Annotated in this window: 13 protein-coding genes and 1 pseudogene; 10 read left to right on the top strand and 4 right to left on the bottom strand. The window is 67.6% G+C overall.

What is annotated here, in order from left to right; genetic code table 11:
• Nucleotides 1–11 precede the first annotated feature (11 nt).
• The 8 genes and pseudogenes from ssuE to ACLZN2_RS28820 form a co-directional block, all read left to right on the top strand.
• Nucleotides 12–578, top strand: a complete 567-nt coding sequence (gene ssuE, locus ACLZN2_RS28855; RefSeq protein ID WP_416982198.1) for an NADPH-dependent FMN reductase — start codon at nucleotides 12–14, stop codon at nucleotides 576–578.
• A gap of 42 nt (nucleotides 579–620) precedes the next feature.
• Nucleotides 621–1,868 carry an LLM class flavin-dependent oxidoreductase gene (locus ACLZN2_RS28850; RefSeq protein WP_416982197.1) on the top strand — a complete coding sequence of 416 codons (1,248 nt, stop codon included), beginning with the start codon at nucleotides 621–623 and terminating at the stop codon, nucleotides 1,866–1,868.
• Between the two features lie 792 nt (nucleotides 1,869–2,660).
• On the top strand, nucleotides 2,661–3,620 hold the full coding sequence (locus ACLZN2_RS28845) for a glutathione S-transferase C-terminal domain-containing protein (RefSeq protein WP_416982196.1): 960 nt from the start codon (nucleotides 2,661–2,663) through the stop codon (nucleotides 3,618–3,620).
• A 287-nt stretch (nucleotides 3,621–3,907) separates the two neighbouring features.
• Nucleotides 3,908–5,110 (top strand): LLM class flavin-dependent oxidoreductase, encoded by a 1,203-nt coding sequence (locus ACLZN2_RS28840; protein WP_416982195.1) that lies wholly within the window; start codon nucleotides 3,908–3,910, stop codon nucleotides 5,108–5,110.
• Between the two features lie 21 nt (nucleotides 5,111–5,131).
• A complete protein-coding gene (locus ACLZN2_RS28835) occupies nucleotides 5,132–6,559 on the top strand; it encodes an NtaA/DmoA family FMN-dependent monooxygenase (RefSeq protein WP_416982194.1) in 1,428 nt (475 codons plus the stop codon).
• Nucleotides 6,556–7,683, top strand: a complete 1,128-nt coding sequence (locus tag ACLZN2_RS28830; protein ID WP_416982193.1) for an LLM class flavin-dependent oxidoreductase — start codon at nucleotides 6,556–6,558, stop codon at nucleotides 7,681–7,683. The genes ACLZN2_RS28835 and ACLZN2_RS28830 overlap by 4 nt, the downstream gene beginning before the upstream one ends.
• Nucleotides 7,684–7,699: 16 nt before the next feature.
• Nucleotides 7,700–8,827: an LLM class flavin-dependent oxidoreductase gene (locus tag ACLZN2_RS28825; RefSeq protein ID WP_416982192.1), complete on the top strand. Its 1,128-nt coding sequence runs from the start codon at nucleotides 7,700–7,702 to the stop codon at nucleotides 8,825–8,827.
• 229 nt (nucleotides 8,828–9,056) lie between these two features.
• Nucleotides 9,057–9,209, top strand: a pseudogene (locus ACLZN2_RS28820) (sulfite exporter TauE/SafE family protein); the annotation flags it as partial.
• Nucleotides 9,210–9,270: 61 nt separating this feature from the next.
• On the opposite strand, the gene ACLZN2_RS28815 reads toward ACLZN2_RS28820, so the two are convergent.
• Both ACLZN2_RS28815 and ACLZN2_RS28810 read right to left on the bottom strand, forming a co-directional pair.
• A complete protein-coding gene (locus ACLZN2_RS28815) occupies nucleotides 9,271–9,684 on the bottom strand; it encodes a DNA-binding protein (RefSeq protein WP_416982191.1) in 414 nt (137 codons plus the stop codon).
• Nucleotides 9,681–9,944, bottom strand: a complete 264-nt coding sequence (locus ACLZN2_RS28810) for a CopG family transcriptional regulator (protein WP_257540608.1) — start codon at nucleotides 9,942–9,944, stop codon at nucleotides 9,681–9,683. Before ACLZN2_RS28810 ends, ACLZN2_RS28815 begins: the two co-directional genes overlap by 4 nt.
• Before the next feature lie 1,145 nt (nucleotides 9,945–11,089).
• Here ACLZN2_RS28810 and ACLZN2_RS28805 point away from each other — a divergent pair.
• Complete coding sequence (locus ACLZN2_RS28805; protein WP_416982190.1) at nucleotides 11,090–11,512, top strand: hypothetical protein; 423 nt, start codon at nucleotides 11,090–11,092, stop codon at nucleotides 11,510–11,512.
• A gap of 437 nt (nucleotides 11,513–11,949) precedes the next feature.
• On the opposite strand, the gene ACLZN2_RS28800 is transcribed toward ACLZN2_RS28805, so the two are convergent.
• Complete coding sequence (locus ACLZN2_RS28800) at nucleotides 11,950–13,632, bottom strand: FAD-dependent oxidoreductase (protein ID WP_416982188.1); 1,683 nt, start codon at nucleotides 13,630–13,632, stop codon at nucleotides 11,950–11,952.
• 382 nt (nucleotides 13,633–14,014) lie between these two features.
• Between ACLZN2_RS28800 and ACLZN2_RS28795 the strand changes: the two genes are divergently transcribed.
• On the top strand, nucleotides 14,015–14,530 hold the full coding sequence (locus ACLZN2_RS28795) for a tyrosine-type recombinase/integrase (protein ID WP_416982187.1): 516 nt from the start codon (nucleotides 14,015–14,017) through the stop codon (nucleotides 14,528–14,530).
• 229 nt (nucleotides 14,531–14,759) lie between these two features.
• On the opposite strand, the gene ACLZN2_RS28790 is transcribed toward ACLZN2_RS28795, so the two are convergent.
• Nucleotides 14,760–15,089, bottom strand: a complete 330-nt coding sequence (locus ACLZN2_RS28790; protein WP_416982185.1) for a hypothetical protein — start codon at nucleotides 15,087–15,089, stop codon at nucleotides 14,760–14,762.
• Nucleotides 15,090–15,613 lie beyond the last annotated feature (524 nt).

Here is a 15,613-nt window from a genome sequence, read left to right as displayed (position 1 = left end):
AAGGTCTCCTCATGTCCACCGTCCTCTCCGTCTCAGGAAGCCCCTCCGCCACCTCCCGCACCGCACGGCTGCTGCGCCACCTGGACGACCGGCTCATCGCACAGGGGCACGAGGTGATCCCGCTGGACGTCCGCACGATCCCCGCCGAGGCGCTGCTCGGCGCCGACTTCCGGCATCCGGCGATCGTCGAGGCCACAGCCCTGTTCGAGCGGGCGGACGGGGTGGTGATCGGCACCCCCGTCTACAAGGCCGCCTACTCCGGGCTGCTGAAGTCCCTGCTGGACCTGCTGCCGCAGTACGCCCTGGTCGGCAAGACGGTCCTGCCGCTGGCGACCGGCGGGACCACGGCGCACGTCCTGGCGATCGACTACGCGCTGCGCCCGGTGCTCAGTTCCATGGGTGCCGCGCACATCGTCCAGGGCTGGTTCACGCTCGACAAGGACATCACGGTGGGCGACGACCGCACCCTGACCGTCGCGCAGGGCCCGGCCGAGGCCCTCGCCCAGGTCGTCGACCAGTTCTCCGAAGCCCTCGGCAGCCGTACGGCCCTGCCGACGGCCACCGGACGAGCAGCCTGACCGTGACCGCCGACCACGACGAGCGAAAGGCGTGAGCCTGAAGTGAGCCTCACCTTCCACTGGTTCCTTCCCACCAACGGCGACAGCCGTCATGTCGTCGGCGGCGGCCACGGCACCCCGGTCACCGCGGCCGGAGGCGACCGGCCGCCGAGCATCGGCTACCTCACCCAGATCGCCCGCGCCGCCGAGGACCTCGGCTTCACCGGCGCGCTGACCCCCACCGGCGCCTGGTGCGAGGACGCCTGGCTGACCACCGCCATGGTCAGCCGGCACACGGAACGCCTGAAGTTCCTGGTCGCCTTCAGGCCCGGTTTCGTCTCGCCCACACTCGCCGCGCAGATGGCGTCCACCTTCCAGCGGCAGAGCGGCGGCCGACTGCTGCTCAACGTGGTCACGGGCGGGGAGAGCCACGAGCAGCGCGCCTACGGTGACTTCCTCGACAAGGACGCCCGCTACGCCCGCACGGACGAGTTCCTTCAGATCGTCCGCGCGCTGTGGGACGGCGGGACCGTGGATCTGGCGGGCGAGCACCTCCGGATCGAGGACGCGCGGCTCGCCCGGGTACCCGACCCGCTGCCGGAGATCTACTTCGGCGGCTCCTCACCTGCCGCGGGCGAGGTCGCCGCCCGCCACGCGGACGTCTATCTCACGTGGGGCGAGCCGCCCGCCGCCGTCGCCGAGAAGATCGCCTGGATCCGGACCCTGGCCGCGAAGGAGGGGCGGACCATCCGCTTCGGTATCCGCCTCCACGTCATCACTCGCGACACCTCCGAGCAGGCATGGGCCGAGGCACAGCGGCTCCTCGACGGCTTCGACCCCGAGACCGTCGCCGCCGTACAGGCCGGGCTCGCCCGCAGCGAGTCCGAGGGACAGAAGCGCATGCTCGCCCTGCACGGCGGAGGCCGCGACGGCCTTGAGATCCACCCGAACCTGTGGGCCGGCATCGGTCTGGTGCGCGGCGGAGCCGGCACGGCACTGGTCGGCAGCCACACCGAGGTGGCCGAACGGATCGCCGAGTACCACCGGCTCGGCATCGACGAGTTCGTGCTCTCGGGCTACCCGCACCTGGAGGAGGCGTACTGGTTCGGTGAGAACGTCCTGCCGCGCCTCGCAGCCCAGGGACTGTGGGCCCACCCGACGCCCACCACCGCCCTTTCAACGAGCGCTTCGCGCACCCCTTCTGACTCCACGCCCGCAGACGCAGCCGCCCAGCCTGCAGCCCAGGTCCCCTTCGCGGGCTCCCGAACTCCGCGATGGCCCTCGCCCCGCGATGGGGCCCGCGCGCCGTGATCGACACCCGTCTGTGCTTCTGGCGGAGGGCGGCGGACGCTCGAACTCGCCGACGTTATCGACCGCGAGCGGCGGCTGGGCGCCGGGCAGGGGCGCGGCCTCGGCCCACACGGAACTGGACCGGCTCGACCCGCTGGAGGTCGCCGAAGCGGCCGCTTCCGGTTCGCTGCTGGTCGACATCCGCTACGCCGCGCCGCGCGAGCGCGACGGCACCATCCCCGGCGCGCCGGTCGTCGAGCGCAACGAGCCGGAGAACCCCGACGGGCTCACCCTGCGCCGGGACTTCCCCGCGGTTGCGCCGGTCCGGCTCAGCGTCTCGCGCGAGTGGGCTCCGACCCGTCTCCGACCGATGCCGCCGTCGGGGCCGTGCGCGCACTGCTCGCCTCCTGCGAGGCGGACCGGGCGGCGTAGCGCCTTCCTTCCATCATGTGAGACACCGGGCGAGACAGGGGTACGCCCTCTTGACGTGGCACGAAGGCCGCCGGACACTCCAGAGCAGAGATCCCTATTGAATTGGTAGGAAATGATGGAGCGTCTGGAGCCGCCCGCCGACCGCCCCGTGCGCGTGGGCCGGTCGTCGCTCCTCCTGACCTCCCGCCGCCACATCGATCTCCTGCGTGTCTGCAGCGCGGCGAGCCCTCTGCGCTGAACCGGCGGTACCCCGCCGACACCGCATCCCCGCCGCGCAACGGGTACGCGCCGACGCCGCCGCGCGCCCACCACCCCATGTGCGCCGCCCGCCGCACCTCTGAGAACCAGAAGCCGGACCCGGACCCGGACCCAGGGAGACACATGCCCGCCGCACCCCTGACCACCGTGCCGTACCTCCCCTCCCCGCCGTCGTTCCGAGGCAGGATCGGCCGTGACGCGAGCAGCGGCTACTACGCCACCTCGCGCCGCTACCGCCTCCACCTCTCGCTGTCCTGCCCTCACTGTCTGCGGATCGCCATCACCCACAGCCTGCTCGGTCTGGGCGAGACTCTTCCGGCGGTGCTGCTGCCGGCCGTGCCCGACCGGCCCGACGGCGGACACTCCGCTCTGCGCCCCTTGTACGAGGCCAGTTCACACCGGCATCCCGGACCAGCCGTCGCACCGGTGCTGAGCGACACCTGGACGGGACGGATCGTCAGCACGCACACCCCGGACATCCTCCGGGACCTGGCCCTGCGCTTCGCCGGTGACGACCCCGACCGGCCCGTGCTGTACCCGCACGGCACTGAGGCGGAGATCGAGGCCGTCGAACACCTCTGCGCGTACCGCATCAACGAAACCGCCCAGCGCGCCGGGCAGGCCGACGCCGACGCCACGGCACGCCACACCGCCCTCGCTTCCCTGCTCCGCGTCCTGGGGTCACTGGAGAGGCGGCTCGCCCACCAGGACTTCATCCTGGGCGACGAAGTGACCGCCGCCGACGTGCAGTTGTGGGTGACCCTGGTCCAGCTCGACACGGTGCACCGCTTGCACCTGGACGCCGCAGCGGTGCACCGCATCGCCGACCATCCGCACCTGTGGGCCTACGCACGGCGACTGGCCGCCCACCCCGCCTTCGGCCGACACCTCGACCTGGACGGCATCGCCCTCAGGCACCATGCCCACTGCCGAGGACTGGAGGCCGCAGGGGCGGCCGTGCAGATCCTGGACTGGGCGGTTCACATCGCGGACGGTGCCGCCGCGCAGCCCTGCCAGGAGCCTCTGGACGGTTTCATGGGACCGCAACACGCTCTCCACCTTCGTCCGTCCAACTCCGCTTAGCGTCTCTGATTGGCTTAGCGACCCTCATGTTGCTCAAGGTGTGAGCCAATCGCCTTCGTGCCCTGGTGCCGAATGCCGAAGCGCTCGGCCCGCGTGGCACGTCCCTCCGGACGCTGGTCGGCCCAGCCTGCACAGCTATGGGGTCGAGGAGGGTGCCCGACGTCGCCTGGGCGCCGGGCGTGCGGTGACAGTCTGTCACAGGATTGCTACGGATCGTTAATCGGACTAGTGAGCCCTCTGCGCGAGGGCCGGTGATCACACACGGTCGACCAGGAAGGCACCCTTTCGTGTCCGCACATCCCCCTCTTCATCTTGCCGTGGCGCTGGACGGCGCCGGTTGGCACCCGGCTGCATGGCGCGAGCCGGGCGCCCGGCCTCACGACCTGTTCACCGCCGGTTACTGGGCCGACCTCGTGACCGAGGCCGAACGCGGCCTGCTCGACTTCGTGACGTTCGAGGACTCGCTCGGGCTGCAGTCCTCGCACCTGACGGAGCCGGACGGGCGCACCGACCAGGTCCGGGGCCGACTGGACGCGGTGCTGGTCGCCTCCCGGGTCGCACCGCTGACCCGGCACATCGGGCTGGTCCCCACGGTGGTCACCACCCACACCGAGCCGTTCCACATCTCCAAGGCGATCGCCACCCTGGACTACGTCAGCACCGGCCGCGCGGGCCTGCGCATCCAGGTGACGGCACGGCAGAACGAGGCCGCGCACTTCGGCCGCCGAACCTTCCCACCCCTCCGTGTCGAGGACTGGGACACCCCGGCCGGCCGGGAACTGATCGCCGACCTCTTCGAGGAGGCCGCGGACCACATCGAGGTGGTGCGCCGCCTGTGGGACAGCTGGGAGGACGACGCGGAGATCCGCGACGTCGCCACCGGACGCTTCATCGACCGCGGCAAACTGCACTACATCGACTTCGAGGGCGGGCACTTCAGCGTCAAGGGACCCTCGATCACTCCCCGGCCGCCGCAGGGACAGCCCGTCGTCAGCGCGCTCGCGCACCAGAGCGTGCCGTACCAACTGGTGGGCCGTTCGGCCGACATCGGTTACGTCACCCCGCACGACACCGACCAGGCCCGCGCCGTCGTCGCCGAGATCCGTGCAGCCCAGGCCGCGGCAGGGCGCGCGGAGGAGCCGCTGCACATCTTCGGGGACCTGGTCGTGTTCCTGGACGACGATCCCGCCGCGGCCAAGGCCCGCAAGGCCCGCCTGGACGACCTCGCGGGCTACGCCTGCACCAGCGACGCCGAGGTGTTCACGGGTAGCCCCCTGCAACTGGCTGACCTGCTACTGGAGTGGCGCCGGGCCGGCCTGAGCGGTTTCCGGCTGCGCCCCGGAGTCATCGGCCATGACCTGGAGCAGGTCACACGGGGCCTGGTGCCCGAACTCCAACGCCGAGGCGCCTTCCGGCATGCCTACGAGGCGGACACCCTGCGCGGGCTGCTCGGGCTCGGCCGCCCCGCCAACCGCTACGCCGCCGCCTGAAGCCGGAGGAGTCGTACGACCATGAGCAAACCGACTACGGCCACACCGGCCACGGGCACACCGGCCACGGGCAAACCCCTGAAGCAGATCCACCTCGCCGCCCACTTCCCCGGCGTCAACAACACCACCGTGTGGAGCGACCCACGGGCGGGCAGCCACATCGAGTTCAGCTCGTTCGCCCACTTCGCGCGGACCGCCGAACGAGCCAAGTTCGACTTCCTGTTCCTCGCCGAGGGACTGCGACTGCGCGAACAGGGCGGCCGGATCTACGACTTGGACGTGGTGGGACGCCCCGACACCTTCACCGTACTGTCCGCGCTCGCCGCCGTCACCGAACATCTCGGCCTGACCGGCACCATCAACTCCACCTTCAACGAGCCCTACGAAGTGGCCCGCCAGTTCGCCAGCCTGGACCACCTCTCCGGCGGACGCTCCGCCTGGAACGTCGTCACCTCCTGGGACGCCTTCACCGGGGAGAACTTCCGCCGCGGCGGCTTCCTCCCGCAGGAGGAGCGCTACTCCAGGGCCAAGGAGTTCCTGTCCACCGCCACCGAGCTGTTCGACTCCTGGCACGGCGACGAAATCGTCGCCGATCAGCAGTCCGGCATCTTCCTGAAGGACGCGCAAGCCGGAGCCTTCGTCCACCACGGACAGCACTTCGACATCGCCGGTCAGTTCAACGTCCCGCGCAGCCCGCAGGGCCAACCGGTGATCTTCCAGGCCGGCGACTCCGACGAGGGCCGCGAGTTCGCCGCCGCCGGCGCCGACGCCATATTCAGCCGGCACAGCACCCTGGAGGCCGGCCGGGACTTCTACACCGACGTCAAGGGACGCCTGGCCCGCCACGGCCGAACCCACGACCAACTGCTGATCCTGCCCGCGGCGACCTTCGTACTCGGCGACACCGACGCCGAGGCGCAGGAGCTGGCACACGAGGTACGACGCCAACAGGTCAGCGGCCAGACCGCGATCAAGTACCTCGAACACGTCTGGAACCGGGACCTGTCCGCCTACGACCCGGACGGCCCGCTCCCCGACATCGACCCGGACCCAGGCGAGAACACCATCGCCCGCGGCCGGGCCAGCGTCCGGATGTTCCGCGACCCACTCGCCGTCGCCAGGCAGTGGCGCGAGCGCGCCAAAGCGGAGAACCTGTCGATCCGCGAGCTGGTCATCGAGACCACCGGCCGCCAGTCGTTCATCGGCTCCCCGGCCACCGTCGCCGAGACCATCAACGCCTTCGTCCAGGAGGACGCCGCCGACGGCTTCATCCTGGTCCCGCACATCACCCCCGGCGGCCTGGACGAGTTCGCCGACACCGTCGTCCCTCTGCTCCAGGAACGCGGTGTGTTCCGCCACGACTACACGGGCACCACGCTCCGCGACCACCTCGGCCTGGCACACCCCGACGCTCGCGCGGAGCCGGAGACCCGGCGGGCGGCGTCGTGAAGTTCCTGGCCATCACCCTCATCGTGCACGCCCCGGATCCGGTGACCGGCGTCCAGAAGTCCACCAACGACCGCTTCCGCGAGGTGATCGACAACGCGCTGCTGGCCGAGGAACTCGGATTCGACGGCTTCGGCGTCGGCGAACGCCACGAGCGGCCGTTCATCTCCTCCTCACCACCGGTCGTGCTCAGCCACATCGCCGCGCTCACCTCCCGGATCCGCCTGTTCACCGCCGTCACCACCCTCAGCCTGCTCGACCCGGTACGCGCGTACGAGGACTACGCGACCCTGGACCACCTGTCCGCGGGCCGACTCGACCTGATCATCGGCAAGGGCAACGGCACCGCCCAACGCGAGCTGTTCCACGTCACTCCCGAGGACCAGTGGGACCGCAACGCCGAGAGCTACGAGCTGTTCCGCCGTATCTGGCGGCAGGACAAGGTGAGCGCCTCCCCGCGCTTCCGCCCCGAGCTTGCAGACGCCGAGGTGTGGCCGAGACCGCTCCAGCAGCCCATCCGGGTCTGGCACGGCAGCGCGACCAGCCGGGAGTCGGTCGACCTCGCCGCCCGCTACGGGGACCCGCTCTTCTCGGCCAACGTCACCAACCCGATCGAGCCGTACGCCGAACTCATCCGCTACTACCGGGAGCGCTGGGAGCACTACGGCCACGACCCGGCCCGGGCCGTCGTCGGCGCGGGAACGGCCGGCTACTACGCGGCCCGCACCTCGCAGGAGGCCGTCGCCGCATATCGGCCGGTGTTCGAGGGCCATCTCGCGTTCCAGAAACGCCTGGGCGTCGAGCCGGTGTTCGCCACCCTGGAGGACTTCGTCGAACGCAGCTCGGCACTGATCGGCAGCCCTCAACAAGTCATCGACAAGGTGCACCGCTACCACGAGCAGTTCGGACACAGCGTGCTCCACCTGCACGCCGACGCAGGCGGTCTCACCCACGCCCAGCACCGTGCCTCGCTCGAACTCTTCCAGTCCGACATCGCCCCGGTTCTGCGACGCGGCATCCCCGACCCGCCGTTCCCCTGGGCTCCGGTCACCACCGAGCCCGAGCCCGAGCCCGAACCTGAACCCGAGTCCGCATCCGCCCCCGCCCCCGCATCCACCGACCGCTGAGGAGCAACACCCGACCATGTCCGGCATCCCTCTCGGAGTCCTCGACCTCGTCCCGATCTCGTCCGGCTCCACCGCCGCAGAGGCGCTGCGCAACACCGTCGACCTCGCCCAGCAGACCGAGCGGTTCGGCTACACCCGCTACTGGTTCGCCGAGCACCACCTCAACCCCGGCGTGGCCGGGACCTCTCCGGCAGTCGTACTGGCCCTGACCGCCTCCGCGACCTCCACCATCAGGATCGGCTCCGGGGCCGTACAGCTCGGTCACCGCACCGCCCTGTCCACCGTCGAGGAGTTCGGACTGATCGACGCCCTGCACCCCGGGCGACTCGACCTGGGCCTCGGCCGCTCGGGCGGACGTCCCCCCGGCCGGACGGCAGGGCCCCGGCCGACCACGACCCCCGTCGTCGACGGGCGAGCCCCCAACGGGCTGAAGATCCCGCCACGGTTCTCCCCCGAACACCTGGCCGGCTCGCCCCGTTTCCTGCTCCAGCAGCAGCTCCTGCACCAGCCCGGCGCCGCCCCCCAGGACTACGGCGAGCAGGTCGACGACATACTCGCACTCCTGCGCGGCGACTACCGCTCCACGGACGGGATCGAAGCGCACGCCGTCCCCGGTGAGGGTGCCGAGGTGCAGGTATGGATCCTCGGCAGCAGCGGCGGGCAGAGTGCCGACGTCGCGGGCCGAGGCGGCCTGCGCTTCGCCGCCAATTACCACGTCAGCCCGGCCACCGTACTGGAGGCGGCCGAGGGCTACCGCGCCGCGTTCCAGCCGTCCGACCACCTCGACAAGCCCTACGTCAGCGTCTCCGCCGACGTCGTCGTCGCCGAGGATGACGAGACCGCCCGCGAACTGGCCACCGGCTACGGCCCGTGGGTCCGCAGCATCCGCACCGCCGATGGCGCCATCCCCTTCCCGACCCCGGAGCAGGCCCGCGCCCACGCCTGGACCGCAGCGGACCGGACCTTGGTCGCCGACCGCGTCGACACCCAGTTCGTCGGCTCCCCGGGGCGCGTCGCCGACCAGCTCGAACAACTTCAGGAGGCCACCGGCGCCGACGAACTGATCATCACCACCATCACCCACGACCACGCCGACCGGGTGCGCTCCTACCAACTCCTGGCAGAAGAGTGGCTACGCCGATGAGCCGGTCGCGGCCCGGCTCCTGACGCCGAGGGGCAGGCCCGCCGACTCTCGCCGGCCGAGTTGGTGATCAGGCACGCCGACCGGGCGGCCACAAGCCAGGGCCTCCGCGCAGCCTGTCCCGTCCCTCAGCACTCCCGCTCGGTAGCAGATCCCTTTGACGACGGCGTCAGTGCGTGCTGGCGATACTGGGCGAACATTCGAACGATCGGGGGCCGAAGTGGCAGGGCCGATGGAACTGCACGGTCTGGCCGTCGGCCTGATGATCGCGGTGGTGACCGCGCCCGTGGGTGTCTCGGGTGCGGTCTTCCTGCTGCCCGTGCAACTGAGCGTGTTCGGCGTGCCCAACCCGGCGGTCACCCCCACCAACCTGCTGTTCAACGTGGCCGTGTGCGTTTTGGCATGCGCAAGAAAGGCCCTGCCCGGCGTTTCCGCTGGTCAGGGCCTCAAATCTTGATGACGGTGGCGTGTCCGCTGCAGAGGGTGGTGAGGTCCTCCGGGTCGGAGGTCAGGATCGTGACCGGGTCGGGGGCGGCGAGGGCGGTGGCGCTGAGCATTGCGTCGATAGCGTATTTGTGGCCGTGCAGGCCGGCGTCGGCGAGGAGAGCGGCGGCGTGGCGGGCGATCGGCTCGGTGACCGGTTCGACGACAAGGCGGGACAACGTCCACTCCAGGGCCGGCCGGTTGATTCGGGGGTGGACCACCTCGACGAGGGTTGCCGCAGAGGTGATCACTCGCAGGTCGTCGGTGCGTGCGAGGGTGAGCCAGCCGGTGACTGTGCGATCGCGCAGCACGGCCTTGGCCAGCCCTTCGCTGTCCAGGACGAGGGTGCCACCGGGGACGGCGGGAGAGCGGGTCACGCGGCGTTCGCCCCGTCCTGTGTCTGCTCCTGTCGGGCTTGGTGGAGCTGGTCGCGGAGAGTCTGGATCTCCTCGTCCGTGACGGGCCCGTGTTCGGCCTCGGCGACCTGGATGAGCTCGTTCAGATTGTCGCGTTCGATCTGACGGGCCACTGCGGCGGCCACGTAGGCGGACAGTCCGGAGGGGCCGCTGCGGGCCTTGGCGGCTTCGGCGATGTCGCGCGGCATAGTGATGGAATACTTGCCGGTGGGCTCGCTCATGCTACTCATCCTACCTCTCATCCTCTCTGTGGGTGTCGGAGTCCCACCCCGCAGAGACTGGGCCCAAAGCGTCCCCTGGCCAGAGAGGTGGTGGACGTCATGAAAAGTTCGGGATCGCAGACACACGGCGTTCCCAGACGGAGAAGTGGTGGCAAGACCGTGATTGCGGCGCGGGCCGGCAGAGGCACTTCCGCGGGAAGCGCGACGGAAGTCAGGACGCTGGCGGACGAGCTGGGCGCCGCGCTGGTCCGAGCGGTCCGACTGGGCGCCGCTGATGAGTCGGTCTCTGCGGGGACAAGCCACGGCACGGTCTTCACCAGCTCGTATGTTTCCGCGCTCGGCCATCTGGAGATGCGCTGGCCGCAGGTCGCGGCGAAAACCCGCAACGAGACCAACGATGCACTGTGCGCGATCACCCAGGCGATGCTCCGGAACGAGCGAGGCCGCCCCAATGACGAGTTGCTGCGGCAGGCGCTGCGGGACTGGGCGTTCGTCGTGCCCCGGCCGGACCCGCGTACGGCGCCCGCCGACGTGCGGCTTGCTCTGCGCTGGGTGGAGAGGGCGTCACGCCCCTTGGTCGACTTGATGGACCCGGTCGTCATACGGGCGGTGATGCAAGCCCTGCAGCTGAAACAGGACGGCATGATCGCAGCCGCCGAGACCCAGAGACACAAGCGCATGACCCTCGTGAACGCGGTGCGGTACGCGATCGAGCAATGCGGACTCCGCACCGACCCGATGGCCCCCATCAACTGGCGGATCGCCAAGACCGTAAAGCAGGTCGACCCACGGGTAGTCGCTATCCCTACCCAGGCGCGCTCCTTGCTGTGCGCTCTCTCGTACGTCGGTGGCTACCGGTGTGCCCGCGGACGGCGGTTGGTCGGCTTGTTCGCTGGCATGTACTACGCCGGATTGCGGCCTGCGGAGGCGGTTGCAGTGTCCCTGCCGGACTGCGTTCTGCCTACGGAGGGTTGGGGCAGGGCGATCCTGCACGTCACTCGACCCCAGGCGGGCAAGAATTGGACCGACACCGGACGTCTCCATGACGAGCGCGGGCTGAAGAACCGTCGGCGCGGGGTGCCCTGTCAGTGTCGCCTCTTACGCTCCGCTCTTGAACAAACAGTTCGAATGGAGAGAGGACGCGGATGGGCGGCAACGCATGGACCCACACGGGCCCGTATCAGAATGATCTGGCGGCCGCGTTCCGGCAGGCCCAGGAAGACGAGTTGGCGCGAGACAGCCACGGCTTCGAGGGACGGTCCGTCGAGCAACTCTGGCGCGACCCGGAGTGGCAGGAGTACGTCTTCACCGGTGGGACCGGCACCGTGCTGGACTTCCCTCTCATGATCGAGGCCACGGACACCGATGACGGTCCGTTCATGCGACCGCTGACCGATACCGAGGTGCGTGCGTGGGCTCCACACGGCCGGCCCACCTACGACGAGTGGGACGCCGCTCTCGACTCCGAGCGGTTGGACTTCCCAGGCCGCGCCCAAGGGAACTGCACAGTGCTCTACCGCGACGGTAGGCCCGTGCAGATCGGCTACTGGGGGGTCACCGCCGACTAGGGCGACCCGTACCGCTTTGCGATGTGGCCCCCGCACCTGTCCCGGGCCACGTCGTTTTGCGGGTCTCACCTGGCGTGATGCATCAAGATCCCGTCCACGCCTCGTCCACAGACCTCGACATACGGCCGCTTCGGGCGGCATATGGCTGCACACATACGCGAAGACCCCGTTCTCAGCGTTTCCGCTGGTGACGGGGTCTTTGGGCACCTCATAACGGGTGCCCCCGGCAGGATTCGAACCTGCGCACACGGCTCCGGAGGCCCCTTCACCATGAAGCGTTTGGGCAGGTCAGAAGTCTCCGAAGCCCAAGTTAGGCATCTCTAGTCCACAGGTAGTCCACGGCTCGGTCGCCGTCGAGCTGGCTCCGGGTGGGCACCATCGTGAGGTGGCCCAACACTTCCGTACGGGACAAGGGCCAGGAACGGCCCTCTGGATGGTCAGGGAACCAGTCGGATTATCGAAAATCTCTTGTACGCAGGACTCGACAAGTCTCTTAGAACCCTAGAGTGTTCAGCCGCATATGTTTCCATCGAGGCAATTGCTGCCGCACCTTGCCCGACAGCCTGCCCAACACGCCGCAGTGCATTAACCCGGACGTCACCTGCAGCGAATACACCCGGGAGATTAGTTTCGAACGGTAGCTTCCCTCTATGGGGTCTCAAGTGATGGTCAGTCTTGATGCATCCATATATGTTGAGGTCTACTTTCTCGGCCCCCAGTGCCTGACTGTCACTGTCCGGATGAAGCCACTTGGTGTCCGGTTTCCCGCCAATCAGTATGTAAGCTGATGACACCTTGATTCTTCTTACTGGCTGAGAGGTGTCATCCACGCTCTTAAGCTTCACTTGCGTCAATTGGGGGTCCCCCACGAATCTCTGCACCCTCCATCCCTCGATTACTTCAATGTTTTGGGCGTCGTGCTCTTTCCATATGCGATCTTGCAATGCTTGGGACATTCGGTCGAATCCCTTGGCTGCGACCATGTAAACAAAGTCGCTGTCTTCGGCAAATTGCAGGACAGCCATGGCGGCCGAGTTCCCCCCGCCGACGACGACTATTTCCTTTCCTTTTTCTCGCTGCTGATCGCAGGGTAGGGCGGCGTAGTAGACGCCCCTCCTTGGAAGCTTCAAATTGAGCCTATTCGGGCTCGTCCCGCAGGCGAGGAGAACCATCCCGGCGCTGACTTCGGTATATTTGTTATTGATTACATTGGACACTCCAATTCGGTAACGACCATGGAAGTCCTGTTTGATGTATTGCGCCCTAAGCATCGGCGCAAAGTCAACCTGGGCGAGATCCCGAACCTGTTCGATTGCTAGCCCGGCGAGTCTTGTTCCGGAAATCCCATGAGGAAATCCCAGGTAATTATCGATCGGATTTATAGATGTTACTGCCGTTCCGCCCGGCGAGTTGCTTTCGATGAGTAGTGTGCTGAATCCGGAATTCACACTTGCGCTGAGCGCGGCAGACAATCCCGCAGGCCCCGCCCCAATAATGACTACATCGTAGGGGTGGTAGAAAAATGAGCTGGAAGGTCTTGGAAATATGTCCAGCGCGTTGAACAGTCTTTCCAGTGTCCAATTCCTGATTCGTCTTCCGTCGACCGCCACGGTGAGGTCCCGCCCCGACTCGTCAGACCAGTCGTAGACAACGGAGTTTCGGTACAGAAAGTCAGTCAGAGCATCCGCGTCTCCTGTGTCCTTCGGGCCGGTAACCACTACGCGGGGCTTGAGGGGACGCCATGCAGCATAAAGCGGCTTAATTTCCTCCCGTATAGAATCCGATGTACCTTGGATTCGCTGAATAGTATTACTGCTCACTTCGGTGCGCGACTTAGTGAGCAGTGCCAGTGACGCCCCGGGGCAAATTCGCTTTATTTCGAGCAGGAATTGCTCACCGTCGCCGTCGATCAATTTTCCATCGGCGATTACAATGGCGATGAGCTCCCGCGCCTTCGGGCTTCTTTTTATGGCATCCATAACTTCACGTCGACTTGCGGCCGCGATCACATTCAGGCCGATCATCGACCAGCCTAGGACTTCCTGAGTGAGCCTGTTGCGTGCCCACGGATCCGAGTGAACCAAGAGGAGAATCGGTTTATCGGTTCGCATGAGGATCATCTCTCAAAAGCTGCAAGCGCTTGAAAGAGGGTGAGATGTGCAGCTAAATTATCGGGTCTCGTATGGGGTCCTTAGTTGATGTGCCTAGAGGTTTCATTCCTTACGGGCACCTCACCACTAGATACTCGCCTCCTTCTAGGTTCAGTCAACTCAAGAAGCACTGCAAGTCCATCAGAATGCTTCGATATTAAACAACTTCGCCGCTCCCCCTCCTTGCGTCTCGTGGGCTGAACCTCGTCCGTTGTGAACGTGTGGAGTTCGGCAGAGCCGATTCGAGCTGGGGTTTGAATGGCCAGGGCAAGCCGGGGGGATCTCTACCTCCAGTACGGGCGGCGGCGTTGTCACGGGTTTCGGCCTCCGCCGAGGGAAGTTAGCCACGACGGTGGGCGCACGGATCGATCAGACGCGCGTGTGCCTCGCTGAACCTCCACCGGCCTCAACCACGCTGTCGGGTTCTGTGGCGTCGGCTCGGAGCGGATCGGTCCGACGGCCGAGGCCAAGTGGCCGACATCTCTGGACGGAATCGGACCTGGTCTTCACCACCCGCTACGGCACCCCGGTGGAGCCGAGGAACTGCAACCGCGAGTTCAACCGGCGCAGCGACCGGGCCGAGGTCCGCCGCATCCGCGTCCATGACACCCGCCACACCTGCGCGTCGCTCCCGGCCGTCCTCGACGTCCACCCCCGGATCGCGATGCAGATCCTCCGCCACTCGGAGATCGCGGTGACCATGGAGGTCTACACGCACGTGCCCTCCGCCGAGACCCGTCGGGCGCTCCGCAAGCTCGGTAAGGCGCTGGGCGGAGGCGGCAAGCAGAAGAAGGAAAAGAAGGGGAAGCGCAAGCAGCAAAAGGGGGCGGAAGAGCCGTCGAGCAAGGACGGCCAGCAAGAGTCATAGCGATGCGTACTCCGCTGCTGTACGCACGTCAGAGGCCCATTCACGATCACGTGAATGGGCCTCTGACCCGTGTCGGGGCGGCGGGATTTGAACCCACGACCTCTTCGTCCCGAAGCAACTTGGGTGGGGGCTCTGCCCTGGAGTGGTGTGGCACTCACCTGCGCTGATGGTCCGCAGACGCTCGCGTGCGTCCGCCGCTGTCCGTCGGCGTTGTCACGCAGTTAGACACTCATGGCTGCTGCGCAGCTTGCTTCGCTGCCGTGTTCCGGGCGTGAGCTTCGCGTCGCAGTCGGCGTTCGTAGTCCTCGATCTGGCGAGCTATGGGGATGCTGGTGGCAGTTCGGATCAACCGCTCGTTTTCACGATCCACCAGGAAAGGACCGTTGCCTCCCAACCGAGGGCGCTGTCCGCTCCGACCGTCCCGGACCGCCCCCCAGTAGAAGATCCACCCGAACGGCAAGGCCTCCACGCGCAGGATCTTAAGGTCGTACGTGACGTGGCCCCGCACGTCGTCGATCTCGGCAAGCACCAGCCGGCGCGCGTCCTCCTCGGTCAGCATGATCCGATGATGACATGGCGCCTTCACGTGCTGGCTGGCGTACACCCGCTTTTAGGAGAGAGGCGGGGGAACGGGGGCGCTGACCTGGAGCTTCGATACCTGGTCGGGCCACGGGGAACTTGACCGCGACACACCCCCGTTGACCGTGGCTGACCCCTGCATCTGGCACGGCAGTGGCACGAACCTCAGCCGACGACAGCCAGCCACGACGGCGGGTGCGCCGACCGACGACGCACGCGTGTGCCTCGCTGCACCCCCACCGGCATCAGCCACGTTGGCGGGATTGCCGTCGACCAGAGCAAGTGGCCACGGCCGGCCCGTGACGACGGCCTGAGCCCTCAGCTTGGGAAGCTGCTGGCAGTTGGGGCTGATTGGGGTGCTGACCAGGGCATCGGCAAAGTTGCTCGATGTCCGGTTCGTGATCATGTGAGTCCGAGGAGGGCGAGCGGTCGGCGGGCGTCGCGGGCGTTGTGCCGCAGAGCGGAAGCGATGTTGGTTTTGCCGGCCACGCGGAGGGCGCCGAT

It is taken from the genome of Streptomyces sp. T028 (assembly GCF_048159505.1).
Taxonomy (GTDB): domain Bacteria; phylum Actinomycetota; class Actinomycetes; order Streptomycetales; family Streptomycetaceae; genus Streptomyces.
Note: the sequence above shows the minus strand (reverse complement) of the source record. Positions and strands in the feature narration are given on the sequence as shown.